11 protein-coding genes are annotated in these 17,434 nt (G+C 57.1%); 2 read left to right on the top strand and 9 right to left on the bottom strand.

Annotation, left to right across the window (positions count from 1 at the left end):
- Nucleotides 1-126: 126 nt before the first annotated feature.
- The 7 genes from EKK48_09595 to EKK48_09625 form a co-directional block, all read right to left on the bottom strand.
- Nucleotides 127-1,920 carry a hypothetical protein gene (locus EKK48_09595; GenBank protein RTL43141.1) on the bottom strand — a complete coding sequence of 598 codons (1,794 nt, stop codon included), beginning with the start codon at nt 1,918-1,920 and terminating at the stop codon, nt 127-129.
- A 2-nt stretch (nt 1,921-1,922) separates the two neighbouring features.
- Nucleotides 1,923-3,491 carry a DUF444 family protein gene (locus EKK48_09600; protein RTL43142.1) on the bottom strand — a complete coding sequence of 523 codons (1,569 nt, stop codon included), beginning with the start codon at nt 3,489-3,491 and terminating at the stop codon, nt 1,923-1,925.
- A gap of 175 nt (nt 3,492-3,666) precedes the next feature.
- Nucleotides 3,667-5,856 carry a hypothetical protein gene (locus EKK48_09605; GenBank protein RTL43143.1) on the bottom strand — a complete coding sequence of 730 codons (2,190 nt, stop codon included), beginning with the start codon at nt 5,854-5,856 and terminating at the stop codon, nt 3,667-3,669.
- Between the two features lie 19 nt (nt 5,857-5,875).
- Nucleotides 5,876-8,065 (bottom strand): hypothetical protein, encoded by a 2,190-nt coding sequence (locus EKK48_09610; protein ID RTL43144.1) that lies wholly within the window; start codon nt 8,063-8,065, stop codon nt 5,876-5,878.
- Nucleotides 8,066-9,071: 1,006 nt separating this feature from the next.
- Nucleotides 9,072-10,197 (bottom strand): peptide chain release factor 2 gene (locus EKK48_09615; protein RTL43238.1). Its coding sequence is split into 2 segments (ribosomal slippage): nt 9,072-10,124 and nt 10,126-10,197, totalling 1,125 coding nucleotides; the frame shifts between segments, so codons are not numbered across the junction.
- Nucleotides 10,198-10,251: 54 nt separating this feature from the next.
- Nucleotides 10,252-11,460 (bottom strand): FAD-binding oxidoreductase, encoded by a 1,209-nt coding sequence (locus EKK48_09620; protein RTL43145.1) that lies wholly within the window; start codon nt 11,458-11,460, stop codon nt 10,252-10,254.
- A 21-nt stretch (nt 11,461-11,481) separates the two neighbouring features.
- A complete protein-coding gene (locus EKK48_09625) occupies nt 11,482-12,681 on the bottom strand; it encodes a hypothetical protein (GenBank protein ID RTL43146.1) in 1,200 nt (399 codons plus the stop codon).
- A gap of 411 nt (nt 12,682-13,092) precedes the next feature.
- On the opposite strand from EKK48_09625, the gene EKK48_09630 reads away from it, so the two are divergent.
- On the top strand, nt 13,093-14,097 hold the full coding sequence (locus EKK48_09630) for a carbohydrate kinase (GenBank protein ID RTL43147.1): 1,005 nt from the start codon (nt 13,093-13,095) through the stop codon (nt 14,095-14,097).
- Between the two features lie 77 nt (nt 14,098-14,174).
- Nucleotides 14,175-15,977 carry an oligoendopeptidase F gene (gene pepF / locus EKK48_09635; GenBank protein RTL43148.1) on the top strand — a complete coding sequence of 601 codons (1,803 nt, stop codon included), beginning with the start codon at nt 14,175-14,177 and terminating at the stop codon, nt 15,975-15,977.
- Nucleotides 15,978-16,010: 33 nt separating this feature from the next.
- Here the strand turns inward: pepF and EKK48_09640 are convergent, their stop codons facing one another.
- Both EKK48_09640 and EKK48_09645 read right to left on the bottom strand, forming a co-directional pair.
- A complete protein-coding gene (locus EKK48_09640) occupies nt 16,011-16,325 on the bottom strand; it encodes a hypothetical protein (GenBank protein ID RTL43149.1) in 315 nt (104 codons plus the stop codon).
- Between the two features lie 293 nt (nt 16,326-16,618).
- Entirely contained in the window at nt 16,619-17,434 is an 816-nt protein-coding gene (locus tag EKK48_09645) for a hypothetical protein (protein ID RTL43150.1), read from the bottom strand.

Below are 17,434 nucleotides of genomic sequence, written 5' to 3' on the forward strand. Positions count from 1 at the left end.
GTTCTCCTTTTCGAATTTAGCTGCACCACAAGTGGTGCGTTTAAACACTGGAATGGAACGAGAAGAGGGGCTCAGCCACGCTTTTCAGCGCAACCAAGCCCCTCACGCCGGGAGTTCAGCCAAGCCTCAGCTCAGCCAGCGCTCCTTGACGTTCTCGCCATCCTCGGTGAAATACTCGTACGGACGCGGCGGACCAAGCGGACGACCACGCTGGTCGGTCTTGATCTCCATCGTCAGGAGTCGTACGGGAGAAGCGACGCCGCGCAGACGCCAGAAGAACTTCAGGGTATCGCGGCACTCGGACTGCAGGAGCGGCCCGAAGTTCTCGTCGAAGGTGTGCAGCAGCGTCCAGCTGTTGTCACCGAACTTGCCCGTGTCGACCAGCTGGATGTTGGGCACCCAGTGACCGGCCGTGCGGAAGACGATCTGGCGACGCGCCTTGTGCTTGTCCGTGTCGAAGCTGTAGACCGTCTGCAGAACAGAACCGATCTGCTTGAGAGTCTGCGCCGGCACCGGGAAGATGGGCGTGCCCATCGACTGGTGGTACTCCTGGCTGGACTCCTGCACTTCCGACCACTGCCCGAGAATCTGAGCCAGACCCTCGAGGTTCATCGGCAGCTTCTTGTGGATCAAAGCCGGACTCCAGCCGTTCTTGGCCAGCGTCTCGTTGATGATGCGCATCACCCGGTAGACCCACTCCAGGGCCTGCTCGTTGATGTACTCGAACAGCTCCTCGTTGACGAACTCGTCCATGAAGCGGCTGTCGTCGTAGTGCCGGCGCACCTCCATCATCTTGTCACGGTTGCGCACCGCGACTTCGACGAGCTTGGCGCGCTTGCCCTCCACCGGCATGCCGTCCTTGTCCTTGGTCATCTTGAACTGCTTGACCTGGACGGTGCCCTCGTCCTTGCCGTACTTGCGGTCGATGTAGCGCCAGACATGCTGCCCGAGGGCATAGGGGTCCGTGTACCACATCATCGGCATCTGGTCGTGCATGGTCCACGACTGGGCGAGGTCGAAGCGGTATTCGAAGGGCAGGTCGATCTCAGGCTGCAGGAGCAGTTCCCGCTGCCAGTACGACGCCCAGCCCTCGTTCATGAACTTCGTCCGGCCCTGGGGCTGGAAGTAGAGCGAGCGGTCGCGCACGATGCTGATCAGCATGCGCACTTCCTCGGGCAGGTTGGGCGTGTTCTCGGGGTCCATGAGGAACCCGAGCAGGTCGGCCGTGGGCTGGATCGGGTAGCGCTTGAGCTGCGCTTCGATCATGTCGCCCTGGATCTTCAGCTGACGCTTGACCGAGGCCGACACCTCACCTTCCTGCTTCTCCCGACGACGCACCTCGACGAGCTGCGCCTTGAGCTGATCGCGCAGCTCCTTGTCGGTGAACTTGCCCGGAATCGTCGGCAGCCAGCCGACGTAGTTCTCGATCGCATGGATGGCGTCCATGTAGTACTCGACGGTCTCCCAGCCCCACTCCGGGTTCTGGACGAGACCTTCGATCTTGTTGCGACCGAGCTTGAAACGCTTGAGCACCGTCTCCGGCTGCGTCTCCGCGAACATCTTGTTGTTCTTGAAGAAGTCGACGTGGCCCCACACGGCGTGAGCCATGACGTGGAGCTGCATCGGCATGGAGTTGGTGCTCGAGAGGTAGCACACGGACGGGTCGGTGTTGAGCACCATCTCGTAGATGTGGCCGCCGTAGCCGTTCTGACGGTTCTTCTCCGCCTCCTTGCCCTTGTTCCAGTAGTGGTAGTCACCCGGAACGCCGACGAAGGGGAGAATCTGCGTGATCTGAGCGTCGTGCATGTACCAGTAGTCGATCAGATAGGTCGACAGACCCATCCGCTCGCCGGCCCGACGCATGCGCTCATCATAAATCATCAACTCGGCCATCTCGGCCGCGTAAGTGTTGTCACTCATGATTAGGCCTCCTTCTGGCGATCCTTGTCGAGGATCTGCTTGAAAGCGTCGGGGACGTCAGCCAGAGTTGCAGCCCTGGCCATACCGACGTACTGCTTCACTTCGGCCGGCAGCCCGAGAAGAGCCCGACCGGCGATGTCCCAACCGCCGCCACGGCTCCACGAAGTGACGCACTCCAGGTAGCCGGCGTAGTTGAAGGGCGCGGTGATGATGCGCGTCCACCACTCCTGGATCACCTTCTCGCCGTCGAAAAGCTGACCATCGGTGGCATGGAACATGTAGCGGTTCCACTCGCTGGCCGGGAACGGACCTGCCGAGACGTTGGTCTGCTTGCAGGTGGCGCCGTTCTCCGCGATGCGGTAGAGCAGATCCCAGGCGGGAACCGCAACCGTGCCGCCGCTCGCGCCGATCTTGAAGAACTCTTCCTCCGTGTTCCAGAGGTAGTCCTGCGCGTCGTGCGAGATCTTGACGATCGCCACCTGCTTGTACTTCGTACGCAGGAAGAGAACGCAGATGAAGAAGTACGCCTTGGCGACGATGATCGGGTCACCGTCCATGGAGCCGGAACGGTCGAGGATGAGCCCGACCATCGCCTTGCTGTCCGGATCCTCGCGCTCCTCGATGCGGTTGAAACGCAGGTCGGTGTTGTGGAAGGGCACCTCGTCGATGCTCGGGATGAGCTCGCCGTCGCGCTCCTTCGCGTACACGTAACCCTCGATGCGCTGGCGCAGCGCCTCGTTGATGGTGTACGGAGCCACCGTCTTGTCGGTGTTCTCCGCCAGGTAGTCGTTGACGTAGCCGACCAGCCACTTGCGGTAGCCGGCGGCATCGGTGACCAGGTCGAGCGGGTTGGCGCTCTCGACGGCGGTGAGGAACTCCTCGATCTGCGGTCCGACCATCTGGTAGATGGGCTGAGGCAGAACCGGGAAGCTGTCATCCGAAGCCGTCGCGTAGAACACGTAGGCCTCGAACGCCGCCTGGCACTTGCCTTCGAAGTCGTCGACGAAGTTGCCGGGCTGGCTGTTCTTCATCGCCGAGGCGCGCTTGAGGCGGGCCACTGCGGTCTCGTGCTTGTTCATGCGGGCACGCGGACCGACCTGGCTGACGCCGCGACGCTTGTGCGTGCGCACCATCGACTCGGCGAACATCTTCTTGAGCATGTTCGGCAGGCCGAGCGCCTCGAAGAACATCTCGATGAACTCTTCGAAGCTCACCTCGATGAACTCGCCGGGGTCCTGACCGGGCTCGCCCTTGCCGCCGCCGCCCTGACCGTTCTGGTCACGACCGGGACGCCAGATCGGCTCCTTTTCGGGGTCGACCGGAATGCGAATCTTGCCGGGCTTGGAGATGATCGGGTTGTCGCCGATGATGTCTCCGATCTTGCCCTTGGCCTTCTTCTTCTGACGGTCCCGGTACCGGTCTCGCGACGGACCCGTGGGGTCGCCGGAGTCAGGCGGGGGACTGATGTTGTTGCGATTGGCCAGAATCGGGGCCTCGGTCAGGCTGGCGGCGTCTGCGCCGACTGCCATGACGAAGCGATTCTTGGCCGAATCCTTTTTGGTTCGAGCCATGACTAATACCTCCTATAGATTCTCACGGTGTGAGTAGAAACGTTGTGCAAAAAAGCCAAAACGCTGGTAAAGCAGACCCCGAGGCAAAAGGGACCGGTCTTTCGACCAGTCCCTCCGCCCCGGGAATCTACTTATAGAGCAGCCTCAACTTCCCCGCACAAGCGAGGTCGTCAGATTACCGCTCGACCAGGAAGTCCGAGTTCTCCTCGGCCTCACGCAGCAGCTCCTCGGCGCTCCAGTCGGAGAAGCCGTACTGCTTGACCAGACGGTCCTTCGCGTCGCCGATCTTCCGACGGTCCTCGTCGGTGCGAGCGTTGGAGCTGGTGAACAGGCGGGCGCCGGCGCGCACCTTCTTCAGAACCGAGCGCTCGATGCAGCGCCGCACCGCCTCGTGGCAGGTGTAGGGCACGTTCGGCGTCCGCTTCTCGGTCAGGTGCTGGTTGACAGCCGCCAGGATCTCGGCGCGGAACTTCGGAGCCTCGGCGCTCGTCACGCCCCAGTCCGGATCCGTCTCGATCTCCCGCATGAAGGTCTCGTCGCCACCCACGGGACCGCGCGCGTAGCCACCGGTGCCGCGCACCGCCTGGTTCAGCGCGAAGGCGCGGATGTTGTCGAGGTACTTCTGCCACGTGTTCTCGCACTCCTCGGGGAAGCTCTCGATGAGCGAAGCGAGGACGATGTCACGCAGCGTCTTCTTGCGCACCTCGTCGAGGTCGTTGGCGATCAGGCCGAGCAGCCGCTCGAGCGCCTTCTCGTCGGTGACGTTCGACTTGAACCACTCGCGCAGGCGCTCGCGCACCAGGCGGCTGGTCACGGTGTTGCCCTTGCCCACCACCTCGGCAGCGACCGAGTTGATGATCTTGGCGGTCTCACGGGGCGACATGCCCTGCAGACCCTCGCGCGCCGAAGCCGACTCGCGCAGGTCGTGCACCGTGAGCTTCATGCCCATGCCCTTGGCACGCAGATCGCGACCGTCGTAGGCCTCGACCTTCATGTTGCGGGTGACCTGGGGGTTGTCCTCGAGACGGGTGAGGATCTCCAGGTGGGCGAGGTAGTCGAACACGTCGGGGTCGACGTGCACGCCGGAGGCGGCGAACTCGGACGAGCCCCAGATCTTCTCGACGACACGACGGGCTGCCGACTTCTCCACCGGGTAGGGGAACCAGATCCGGTAGAAACGGTCGAGGTACGGCTCGTTCTCCTTGATGCCGACGAACTTGTTGTACTCCGACTCGTTGGAGTTGATGATGACGATGCCGTCGAAGCCGACCGAGCCGCCCAGCGGGTTGGGCAGACGCACGCGGCGACCCTGGAGGGCCTCCAGCAGGATGCGCTGCGCCTCCGGCGGGTTCTTCAGACCCTCGGTGAGGATGACGATGCCGCGGTTGCCCTTGTTGAAGGCACCGTTCAGCGTCACCGACCGCGGGTCATCCGAGTCGACGCGACCGATCATCGAGAGGTTCTCGGCGCCGATCCACTCCGCGATGTCGAAGTTGATCGGGTTGACCTCGGAGACGTCGACGATGCCGACGGAGCCCTCGAAGTCGCTGGAGAAGCGGAAGGACACGACCGGGTAGTCCTGGATCGCGATCGGGTGACCGACCTTGATCTTCAGACCGCGGACGAGGTCCTGCACGATCGGCTCCGGAGCGAAGACGACGTTGCGCGTCGACTTCGGCAGACCGAGGCCGTAGACCACCGCCGAGACGAAGTCCTCGGTCGGCAGCTGGGCGATGCCCTCGAAGGTCGCGGGCAGGCCGGCGCCCTTCAGGATCTTGCTGACGCGCTCGTTGATCTCGATCAGACCGCGCAGGCCGCAGGCCTCCATGATCTCGATCTTGATCTCGACGACGCGCGCGTCGAAGTCCTCGGCGCCCTCGGCGTCAGCCTTGTCGGCCGCCACCGTGTGCACCATGTAGAGCAGGTTGAGCGGGTTGTCCCGCACGCGGCTGTCCTTCAGGTACGGCACCGGCTCGGCGTTGCGGAACAGCGCCTTGAGGGTGTTGTCGAGGTCGGACTTGCCGGACGACGGCGGCCCGATCTGGACGCACGCCTGCTTGGACGTCTCACCGCCCATGGCAGCCGGGAAGAGGTACTTGGTGCGCATCTCGTGGAGCGCGCGCTCGGTACCGAAGAAGTTGGCGGTCGCGTTGGACGCGACGAGGTTCTCGTTGCCGTACAGGCGCTGCACCTGGAGCGAGCGGGCCTCGTTGAAGCCCTTGCTCGTCCACAGACGGTAGAAGCGCGAGTGAGCAGACTCGACCGCGGCCGGGTACTGCTTGGCGAAGGCGAGCAGTTCGGCGAACGTGCCCTTGAACGGAGTCTTGGGCAGAGCCGCCTCGGAATTGGTGATGATGGTGTTCATGATAATCCTCACTTTCGATTTAGCTCTGGATCCAGAGCTTGTAGTCACGGAAGTACGTCAGCGCCTGCTGGCGGGTGTAGTCGTTGTAGCCGAGCTTGTCGAAGCGCTCGAGGGTTTCCCGACGCAGCTTCTTCTGCTCTTCGTCGAGCTCGATTTCCGACTTGAGCAGGTTCTCGAGGACCTTGGCGGTCTCCGAGTTCAGCTTCTTGCGGATACCGTCGGCGATCTCCTGGAGCGACTGCCAGGTAATGATGCTGCTCTCGGAGTTCTTGAGGCCAGCCTCGTCCTCCTCCAGCTGCATCTGAGTCGCGAGACCGATGCGGGTCTCGATGGAACGGCGGAAGGCGTCACGATCCTTGTCGGTCGTCATGCCCATCCACTTGTCCATCTCGTCCAGGAAGGCCACGTCGACCTTCACCGTGCGGGTGGACGGAACTCCAGCCTGGACGACCTCCTCGCGGACGGTCTTGTCGCCGATGGAGTAAGCCTTCGCGTGCAGGCGGTAGCGCTCGAAGAGCTCCGTTGCACGGCGGTCGAAGTCAGGCGAAGCAACCTCGAAGAGCTGACGGACGAGCACCCGACGGTACTCCTTCTCGATCACACCAACCTCGCGGTCGGAGTAGCTCTTCGGGCCCTTGAGGTAGCCCTCGACAGAAGCCAGCACCTCTTCCTGCTTCTTGGTCAGGCCGGGCTGCTTCTTCATCTCGGCGATCTTGCCGCGGAGATAATTGATCAGACCGATGGCGCTGACGCTCTTGTGCTTCGACTCGAGCGCAGCTTCGGTGATCTCAGAGACGATCTTGAACATGTCGGTCATGTGGAGACCGAACATGCCCTCGTCGGCGCCGGCGTCCTGCCAGAACTCACCGACGTGCCAGTACGCCTTCTCGGTGTTGCCGAGAGTGCCCGCGGTTCCGGTGCTTGCGGCGCCACCAGTCGAGCCGGTGGTCGTCTTGGGCTTCTTCTCCACGCGCAGCTGCTCGCCGTCGTACATGCGAGCGCGAGTGACCACGTCGACGTCGTGCTGCACCTTCATGCGGCTGATGACCGCGGTCAGGGCGAGCAGCTTGAGCGCCATCGGGTCGAAGTGCGGCTGGTCACGCATGGCGTTGACCGCGTCGCGGTAGGCAGCCTCCTCCTCGGTGACCGAGGTGTTGTACGGCACCTGGATGATGGCCATGCGCCGCGTGAACTTGTCCTTGTCCTTCTGAGCGGACATGAACGAGTCCCACGCCCCATCGTTGGTCTGACCGATGAGGATGGCGTCGAGCGGCATCCAGCCCGTGTCGACGGCGTTGGGGTTGGCCAGCTTGAACGGCGAGCCGGGCAGAGCCACCTCGTTGCTGCCCATGCCGGGAATGCGACGGTCGTTGGTGGCTTCCAGGAGCAGGTCGAGCTCCGGGTTGACGGCGCCAGGAGCGGCTCCGAGACTGAAGATCTCGGGCATGTCCACGACGCCGCGCGAGCCGCGCTTGAGGACAGACAGCAGCGTCTCCTGACCAGACCAGGTGGAGATGCCGAAGTTGCGGCTGGAGAGCCGAACGTGCTCGACCATGACGTCGCCCAGATTGGGCTCGGTCTTCACATCCTTGCCTTCGCCCATGACCTGGGTCCAGCAGTGATGGCACGGACGTCCGGCGGTGGCGACGAGCTGGCGCAGAGACGGCTTGCCCGCCTGCTTCGCTTCCTCGTCGGACATGCCGATCGCCTTGGCGATCGTGTCGAGCCGCTCCGGAGGGAGCAGAGTCAGCAGGTTGATGGGGTTCTCATGCACCGGGCAGCCTGCCACGGAATGCACGAGCTCGCCCTCCAACGTGTCCTTGATGGCCATCGCGAGCGCGCCCTTGCCGGAAGCAGGACCGCCCTTGAGGATGATCGCCAGCCTGAGCTGGAGACCATTCTGCGACGCGTTGTACAGGTGTTCCATGAGCAGCGCGACCGTGCGCTGGGAACCCTTAATGTGATCGAATGCCTTCCACGAGGAGACACGCATCTTCGCTAGCATGCGAAGGTACGGGCGTCGCTCCGGAGGCGCACTGTCGATCTCGATTTCGCCGCGACTTTCGATCGCGCGAATGAGCATCGAGGCGGCGGTGTCGGCGTACTCGGGGTGATCCTTCAGCGCCAGGAGGAAATCCTGGAACTTGAGATCGCCCTGCTTGACACCAGCCAACCCCAAGAGCTCTCGGAGTTGCGTGACATCAGACATGGTTACCTCCTATCTGTATCTAGGACGCTGCGAAAGGATTTACCGCAGCGTGCAGAAGATCGTGCTCGCAGGGGACTACGAACACACGAAAGAAAAGCCTTTGCGATGTTGCTGCGACGTTTCCTATGAAAGGAATCTCTTCCGACGTCGTATGAGCGAACTGAGCTAGTCCCTTAGCACATCGCAGAGAGACCGGTTACCCAAACTACCTTGAGACTTCGCATCGAAAACACCAGAGTCGAGCCGGCCTTGGTCAGGGGATGAGGGATTCCTGTTATTGGCGGGGGCGGCTCGGACAGATTGGTGGTTTGGCTACGGAGACCTGAGGGCGGAAAGGGAGGAAAAGATACCTTGGAACCTAACAGAAACAACAATTTCTTCCAAATTGGTCTGGTCGCCCCTGGGGCGTAGATGCTTGAAATCTAAAGAAAAGGCTAATCGCTACTTTGCGAGGTCCGTTTTGATCGGTTCGCGCATATACAACATGCCCATCGGTGCTTACTGAAGGCGGTTGTCATGTGTGTAATCCTGACATCCTCTCCCGGCTATTTTTGGGGTACATTATATGCATTGGAAATCGATTAAGCGGAGCTCAGAATCCGCTCCTGGCCTAGGTTTTGAATCCTTAAGGCAATGTTTAATAGGTAGCGCGACTCAGTGAGGGGCAGGCGTTTTCGCTGATCCGAAGACTGCAATCGCTGACCGGTGGGCAAATGTTCTTCTGCTATGGAGGAATATGAGCGGTGTCACATCTGGTGCACGTATATCAATAGTAATTCGATGGTCGATCGATCGTATAGCCTGAGACCCTTGCCTCCCATGGATTTCAAGAGGCACAACCGGGCGAGCTGCGCTAGAGTTTTAAAATGGCGCAGATTGCTGCGCACCACCTGCGATGCTTCCCAAGCGCTTGCAGTTGTTGGAGCTCGCGTAGCTCTTGGCTCGCGAAAAGGTTTTTGAGCGGCCCCGCATTTTTGTCTGATCCGGGTTGTTAGCGCAGGTATTTTCAGATTTGCTCGGCGTTTCTTGCCACGGCTTTATAGCGCAGATACGATTCTATAAAAGGATCGAGGTCGCCGTTGAGAACACCTTCGACGTTGGTCGTCTCGCACTTGGTTCTCACGTCTTTCACCATTCGATCGTCGAGGACATAGCTGCGGATGGCGTTGCCGAATGTAGCCTGTACATTTTCGCCGCGCAGCTGGGAAAGCTCTTCGTCTCGCTCGGCCTGGCGAATAGCAAGCAGTTTTGACCGCAGTAACTCCATCGCCAGTGCTTTATTCTGCAGCTGACTGCGTTCTTGCTGGCACTTAACGGCGATTCCGGTTGGCTTGTGCACAATGCGCACGGCTGACTCAACTTTGTTAACGTTCTGTCCGCCAGCTCCTCCAGAGCGCATCGTGGAGACTTCGATCTCGTCATCTTTGATTTCGACGATTGAATCGATGTCACTCATAAGCGGACTGACTTCGACCGCTGCAAAACTGGTCTGTCTGGAATCGCTGCCTTGTTTGAAAGGTGATTTGCGCACCAGTCTGTGTACGCCTTTTTCGCAGACCAGGTAACCGAAGGCGTACGGTCCATCCACTTTGAACGTGACACTTTTCAGACCTGCTTCTTCGCCATCAGACTGGTCGAGCAGTTCTGTTTTGAAACCGCGGTTCTGACACCACCTCAGGTACATGCGCAGCATCATCTCTGTCCAATCCTGAGCATCGGTGCCGCCAGCGCCGGCATTTATCGTCACCAGTGCAGCAGAATCGTCGTAATCACCTGAGAGCAGTCTCTGAAATTCGAAACGCTCCAGTTCGTCGTTGAGCTTTTTGCAGCCGCCTTCAATTTCGCCAGCCACCGACTCGTCGCTTTCCTCTAGTGCAACTTCGAGAAGTACTTCAAGATCGCTGAACTGCTTTTGCCAGTTCTTGTACTGTGTCAGTGTGCCGTCGAGGCGGCTCATGCGTTGAGTTATCTTTTGCGCTTTGGACTGGTTCTCCCAGAATCCGTCCTGACTGGCTTCCTCTTGCAAGCCGACAAATTCGTTTTCCAGATTTTCTGGATCAAAGATATTCGCGGACTTTCGTCAAGCGCTCCTGAAGTGCTTCGATTTCGCGTTTAAGTTCCGACAACGACAGTGCCATGTCCAAATCCTTTATAGTGCAACGTCAACATTGTACTAAAGGACGCGGTTACGGACCCTTTTGTTGACCGGCTGCTGTAACAGTTTTGTTCGTCGTCAGACCGGGTCGACCAGCGTCGAAAAAGCCTGGCCATTTGCCGTCAAAGGACATCTCCACCAGCAGTTTGCTCATATTCAGTCCATATCCAAGACCGTGCCCGTTGAAAGCGACGGCATAAAAGAGACCGGGTATTTGTTCGTACTCACCGACAAGCGGCAGTCCGTCCGCCGTGATGCCCATGAGACCGGACCAGCGGTAATCAATTGGCACACCGGCTACATCAGGGAAACGGTCTTTCAGGTAAGAGAGCAGCGCATTCTGGACAGGCTTGGTAATCATGTCGGCGTAGCCAAGCTCCTCGTTCAGGAATAATTGTCGGCAGCCGCCTAGAAGCAGGCGGTTGTCGCTCAGTTGCCGGAAATATTCCCATCCATAATTGGCGTAACAGAGTCGGTTTACGATCTGTTTTCGCAACGGCTTTGTGACGAGAGCCTGCCCGCGTGCCGGCTGAATTTTGTCGGTAAACGATTGCATGAGCAGTGGCGTGTAGGCGTTGGTGGCAAGCAGCGCTCTGTCGCATTTTAACGTGCGAGTGGCTGTTTGCACGCTCACGCAACCATCGTATTCGATGCGTACAACGGTCTCGTCTTCGAAGATTCTGGCATTGCTGGCAGAGGAGAGGGCTCGCACGAACTTGACCGGATTGATGCCGACATCGTTGGGGTTGACCATGGCTCCGTAATAATCGCGTTCGAGCGGGTCTTCTTTCAAGAATTCCAGTTCGAAGCCGTCTTCACGCATCAAATCTGCTGATTCAGCCAGTTCTTCCAGTTCTTCAAGCGAACAAGCCAGCAGGTAAGAACCGCATGGATCGTAATCGAAACAGTTGCCGTACTTATCTTTGAACTCTTTGATGAGCCGCTGGTTCTCTTCGGCAAATCGAAAAATGCTTGCTGCTGTCTGGCGCCCATAAAGTTTGACGGCGTTATTGTAATAGCTTTGAATACCACGCAAGACGAAACCGCCATTGCGTCCGGAGCTGCCATGGGCAAGTTTGCCGCTCTCGACCAGTGCCACTTTCAGTTGAGGTCGCTGCGACAAAATGTAAGCACAGCCCGCACCGATTACGCCACCACCGATGATGACTACGTCATAACGCTCTTCCGCCTTAGATTCAACTGTGCCTGGCGCGTCGTCTAACCATACGGGAAGGGTCATGGCTCTCCCTGTTGCGAGGGGTTATTGATAGTTGGTCGGCAGCAATCTGTTGGATGGTTGGACTTGCAGCGTGTTTTTGCTGGCCACGCCTTTGGTTTTGACGACCAGTGGCACAGCCGCCCAGGCATTGGGAAGTTCAGGCATCTGGAACGTAATCGAAGTGGTACTGCATGCGGTGATTGTCGCTGTCACCCCGCCGACAGAGACGACGTTGTCTGCGGCGTTGGGGGCGAACCCTTTGCCGGTTACCGTTACTGCATATCCGGGAGGCGCTCCGTAAAGGTCTGTTGCTGTCAGCTCAGGAGCATTGCCCTTGATTGTAATTTTGAGCGGCTTGGCAGCGATGCCGCCCACTGCCACGTTCAATTTATTTTCTCCCGCAACAGCGTTTTGAGGTACTGTGGCAATCAGTGTCTTGGCGTTGCCGCTTGTGATGGTGGCTAACTTATCGCCGACCCAGACTTGGGAAACACCGGTTTTGTTGGAGAAGTTTCTGCCTGTGATCTTGATCGAGTCGCCGGGCGCAGCGGTATCAGGTGTGACAGCCGTAAGCACGGCTCGTTGTGTGGTCAGTTTCCAGCTGATCGCAGCGGCTGGTACCCCGTAGCCTTGGATCAGCAGCTGGTTGTCTCCGTTAGCACTCAATGTGCCGTCCATCTTCAGTTGTAAGACACCGTTCTTGAAATCTTTTTCTGTTGCCAGTTGTTGACCTGCAAGGAAGAGACGCACCGCTTCGAAGGCCGGGTGATTGGCGTTTCCATTGGTTACAGTCAATGTCAACGGTAGGGTGTCTTGTCCAGACTTGACTCTGATGTAGTCGTAAAACTTCTGCCAGGAAGGCTTGTTACCCGTCCCAGATGCGACACGGGGGCTTGATGAAGTGACCACCACTGAGTCATCCGTCTTGGTTGTTGTGGTCGGAGCAGTGGTAGTGGCTGCGGCGTCAGCGGTCTGGCTGCTTGCCGCTGCGGTCGAGCTTGCTGTCTGCGTTGCACCGCGAGTGCCGGCCGTGCCTTGCGTTGTTGACCAATTTGAAGGTGCGGTGCCTGGTTGCGCCGGTCGGGCACGATTGGCTTGTTGCGGCGCGCTGAATGTGGTTGGCACGGGAGACTTGCTTTCATTTTTGGTTTCCGCGGAGCTTCCCTGGGCTAAGACAGCCAGGTTTGCCAGTGGAATGCTCAGAGCGAGCGCAACCACTGCGGCTAGAGCGGGTTTAGTCATGAAAAGCTCCTCTCAATATCTCGTGCGTTTGTCAGGTCGATGTCATCCAATTATAGATACTCGACGAGTCAAGAGCGCGGCTTGTTTACGCAGATTCCGTTTCTTCGATGTCAAGCAAAACGTCTGACCTTCGACAACATCATAGCGAAGTCCTTAAATTCGTGTTGCAATATCTGTTGAAAGGACGCAGCTGAGAGCATTTCCAGCATTCGGGAAGGAGCTGGTCAGTTGGCAACGGGCCCGGGTCTTCTAAACAACCGTGATCTTGGCTCAAAGAAATTAACGTGGCGAAGGACATATTTGTAAGATATAGCTTTGTAAAAGCGGTTCTTTGAACCCAGCAAAGCGCTTATAATTCCAAAAACCCACGAGGGGTATATTTGAGCGCCATTTTTTTCGGAGCAATTATTCATGGCTGACGTTTTGTGTTTGGGTGAGCTTTTAGTCGACTGGGTCTGTACAACGCTTGGAGCCGAACTGGATCGGGCTCAGTCGTTCACAAAGGCTGCCGGTGGTGCACCAGCGAACACTGCCGTAGGTCTAGCCAGGCAGGGCGTATCGGTGGGTTTTATCGGGCGCTGCTCCGACGACCAGTTCGGTATGTGGCTGCGCTCGGTGCTCGAGGCCGACAACATTGACACTTCAGGTATGAAGTCAGATCCCAACGCTCAAACTCGAATGGCATATGTGGTCACCACGATGACAGGCGATCGCAAGTTAGCGGAATTTTCCCGGGTCGCCTGTGCTGATGCACGTTTAGAACCCGGTGACTTGAAGCCCGATCAGTTCGCCAAAGCCAGTGTTTTGCACTTTGGATCGATCTCTTTGATTGCCAGCCCTGCTGCAGAAGCGACTAAGAAAGCGGTTGAAATGGCCCGCAGTAACAAGCTTTTGATCTCTTACGATCCAAACGTTAGATTGGGATTGTGGCCAAGTCCGGAAGCTTGTAAGTCGAAGATTCTTGAAACTCTGAAGTGGGCCGACATGGTAAAAATCAACGAAGACGAATTGAACTTCTTGACTGGATCTCGTGATTTTACTGCCGCTGAAGAATTGCGCAAGACTCACAATATTCCGCTTCTCATTATCACTCTCGACTCGCGTGGAGCTTACATTTCGACAGCCAAAGGCAATCGAACTGTGCCGGGATTTCAGGTTTCTCTCGTGGAAGCAACCGGCGCCGGTGATGGATTCAATAGTGGCGTTATCGCTGGTTTGATGCCGCACATAAAGAACGCTCCAGATCGCAGAAAAGTTCTGGAAAATATGGAGATTAACGAGCTGTCTGAGATCATCAGACGGGCCAACGCTATCGGCGCGCTTGCTTGCACAAGACCGGGCGCGATTCCGGCGTTGCCTACCAAGCAAGAGATCGATGTTTTCCTGGAAGAAATGTCGGCTCAGGCTTCCTCGTAGAGTTGGCTCGAACTTCCCTCACCTGACGCCACTGTCTGCGGTGTGACGTCGAAACAGATACAGTGAAAGGAGTGCCTATGACTGCTCAAACTTTGCCTCGTCGTTCTGAAGTTCCGGAACACATGACCTGGGATTTGACCACCATTTATCAGAGTAATGATTTATGGGAGTCCGATTTCACAAAAGTCAGTGAGACTCTGCCGAAAATAAAAAGCTTTCAAGGCCGGCTTTCAACATCATCGAAAACGTTGCTTGAAGCTCTGACTTTGATAGATTCTGCTTCTGAGATTCTCGGTCGCCTCTATGTTTACGCAAACATGCGTTCTCATGAGGATCTCGGTGACAGCACTTATCAGGCGCTTGCCGATCGAGTCAGTACATTGATGGCTGAGTTCGCCTCCGCATCATCTTTTACGACGCCTGAAATACTTTCATTGAGCGCGCTGCAACTGAATGACTGGTTGAATGAGACGCCTGAATTACAAGTTTATCGGCACCAATTCGATGAGTTGAATCGCCGTCGTCCCCACGTGCGCAATGCCGAAGTGGAAGCGCTGCTTGCTGATGCCAGCGAAGTTATGGAAAGTTCCGATCGCGTCTATAGTTTGCTCACCAATGCTGACTTTAAGTTGCCAAAAGTGCCCGATGCAGAAGGCAAGGAGGTTCAACTGAGTCAGGGTAACTATGTGGCCCGGTTTCTCGAGAGTCACGATAGGGAGGAGCGCAAGCGGGCTTTCGAAGCCATGTTAGGCACGTACGCCCAGTACAAAAATACAATTTCAGCAACTTATTCCGCCCGCGTCAAAGCAGATATGTTTTACGCTAAAGCTCGCAACTACGAAAATTGCCTACATCAAGCTCTTGAATCCATCAACGTTCCGGTAAGTGTGTATACGACCCTGGTGGCGACAGTCGAGAAAAATCTTCCCAGCTTGCATCGGTATTTGCGCCTGCGTAAGAAAGTGATGGGTTTGCAAGACCTGCATATGTACGACCTTTACGTACCCATGGTAAAGGAAGTCGAGTACAAAATCGCCTTTGAACATGCGCGTGAAAAAGTAATCGACGCGCTTGCACCACTAGGCAAGGACTATGTGGAAGCCCTCAAGCATGGCATGTTATCTCGATGGATCGATGTTGTGGAAACGCACGGAAAGAGATCGGGAGCCTACAGCTGGGGAGCCTTCGGCACCAATCCATTTGTTCTTTTGAATTATCAGGAGAGCATGGATTCTATGTTTACACTGGCGCACGAGATGGGACATTCCATGCACTCGTACTTTACGCGGCAGTCTCAACCATTCCAATATGCCGACTATACGTTATTTGTAGCCGAGGTCGCTTCTACCTGCAATGAGGCGCTTTTGACTGATTACTTGCTCAAGACCACAGATGATAAGGCTTTGCGCATGTATATCATCAACCACGCCCTGGAAGGTTTCCGCACCACACTTTTCAGGCAGACTCTATTTGCCGAATTCGAAATGCAAGCGCACGCTGCAGCAGAATCTGGTCAGTCTTTGACTCCCGAATACTTGTGCTCGATTTTCAAAGCTTTGAACGAGAAATATTACGGCGCAGAGGTTATAGTCGATGATGCCATTGAAATCGAATGGGCTCGCATTCCGCACTTCTATTCCAGTTTTTATGTCTATCAGTACGCCACTGGAATTTCGGCTGCCACCGCGCTGGCTAAGCAAATCGTCAACGAAGGCCAGCCCGCTGTGCTGAGATATCTCGGCTTTCTGTCGAGTGGCTCCTCCGACTACAGTATCGAACTTCTCAAAAAGGCAGGAGTAGATTTATCAACTCCGCAGCCTATTCAAGATGCGCTCGATACCTTTGCCCGTTATGTGGACGAGTTTGACAGCCTGTGCTGACTTTGGTCGCAGCTGTTGTTTTTGTTCGTGCTCTTAGTGGCTCACCGTAGTTGTTGAGCTGGTACCGTTGGGTGTGATTACGGTATTTCTGTTGACGCTTACCGGACGCACTGAGATAACTGGTTTGGTTCTGTGGCGCGTCGTGGTTGTCTTCTGAACCGCCACCGGTGCAGCCTTTTTTGTGGTGGTAGTTGTTGTCGTCTGGGAAGCCGGCACGGATTTTGTTGTACTGGTGTTGGTAGATTCTGTGGTCGTCGTAGTGGCACCGGACGCATCGGTGCTGTCTTGAGCCGGCGCAGGTGTGCCTAGAGCTGCCAACGACACGAGCGTCAACAATACATTTTTCATTTTCCTCTCCTTCAAATTGATATGGATCCAGAGTGTGTTAGTTGTCTTGAACACCCTGTCCAGTCAACTGCTAGGCGGACGTCTGCGCCGGAAAGTTCCTACGGTTAATGGCAATAATCTTTGTTCGTGTTTCGTCTGACTAACCCGTTTTCTACTATTTCATATAAGAAATATGGCAAAAGAAAAAGAGGGAGGAAAAGATCTGGTTGAACCAAGACTCTTTTCCTCCCTGCAATTTCAAAATCAGCCTGCGACGCCTGACATCACTCCGTCATCATGCCGAGGCGCGACTGTCAGTGCTTGTCGCAATCACAATCTTCGTCGTGCTGAGCGACCATTCTCTCGCGCTTGCGCAGAAGGCGAGTGATGGCACGGTCTTCAGCCTCGCGCCAGTCCTTGACGGAGAACGTGTCATGACCGGTGCCGGCGGGAAGCTCGGTGTCATCGAACGACCAGCCCTTCTCGAGCGGCAGGTAGATGAAGTTCGTCTCGGTCAGGCATGCACCATCGGAACGGCGACTGTTGCCAATGAAGGCAGACAGCTCCGGATCGATGTTCAGGTCGATGATTGCTTCGCGCACGCGCTCAGCCTTGTCATCGTTGGGTGTGACGATGATCTCGTCGAAGACAGGGTCGAGCCCGCCCTGACGAATCTTGTACTTCTGAGCCTCACGATTGCCGATGGTGACGGCGATGATGAGGAAGTTGTGATGGGCGCGGCCGAGTACAGAAGCGGCGTTGGCGAAGAGCTTGGGCTGACGGAAGAAGGGCGAGTTGCCGATGTCTTCGCAGATCAGTGCGATTTCGCGGCGACGGCGCACCTTCTTCTCCTTGCAAAGCTTGCCGTAAGCGGCAACCATGGAGTTCGGAAAGCGGTCGCGCTCGAACCCGTGCACATGAGTGTTGCCGAGGTCGGTGTCGCGAAGAGTGGCGATAGCATGCTTCTTGTCGAAACCAAGCATCGCCATCAGGAAACCAAAGCGCTCGATGGCGCTGTCGAAGTAGGGCTGGCACTCGAGGATCGTTCCGTCAACGTCGACGAAGAGCGCAGCCACCTTGCCGTTTCGGGCGCAGAGATTGCGTCCGGGCATGCTGCATTTGCTGGACAT

Source organism: Candidatus Melainabacteria bacterium (genome assembly GCA_003963305.1).
Classification (GTDB): domain Bacteria; phylum Cyanobacteriota; class Vampirovibrionia; order Obscuribacterales; family Obscuribacteraceae; genus PALSA-1081.

Coding starts and splice junctions, on each gene's coding strand:
- EKK48_09595 (RTL43141.1), bottom strand. CDS start 1,920: ATGAGTGACAACACTTACGCGGCCGAGATGGCCGAGTTGATGATTTAT.
- EKK48_09605 (RTL43143.1), bottom strand. CDS start 5,856: ATGAACACCATCATCACCAATTCCGAGGCGGCTCTGCCCAAGACTCCG.
- EKK48_09600 (RTL43142.1), bottom strand. CDS start 3,491: ATGGCTCGAACCAAAAAGGATTCGGCCAAGAATCGCTTCGTCATGGCA.
- EKK48_09645 (RTL43150.1), bottom strand. CDS start 17,434: ATGTCCAGCAAATGCAGCATGCCCGGACGCAATCTCTGCGCCCGAAAC.
- EKK48_09640 (RTL43149.1), bottom strand. CDS start 16,325: ATGAAAAATGTATTGTTGACGCTCGTGTCGTTGGCAGCTCTAGGCACA.
- EKK48_09620 (RTL43145.1), bottom strand. CDS start 11,460: ATGACCCTTCCCGTATGGTTAGACGACGCGCCAGGCACAGTTGAATCT.
- EKK48_09610 (RTL43144.1), bottom strand. CDS start 8,065: ATGTCTGATGTCACGCAACTCCGAGAGCTCTTGGGGTTGGCTGGTGTC.
- EKK48_09630 (RTL43147.1), top strand. CDS start 13,093: ATGGCTGACGTTTTGTGTTTGGGTGAGCTTTTAGTCGACTGGGTCTGT.
- EKK48_09625 (RTL43146.1), bottom strand. CDS start 12,681: ATGACTAAACCCGCTCTAGCCGCAGTGGTTGCGCTCGCTCTGAGCATT.
- pepF (RTL43148.1), top strand. CDS start 14,175: ATGACTGCTCAAACTTTGCCTCGTCGTTCTGAAGTTCCGGAACACATG.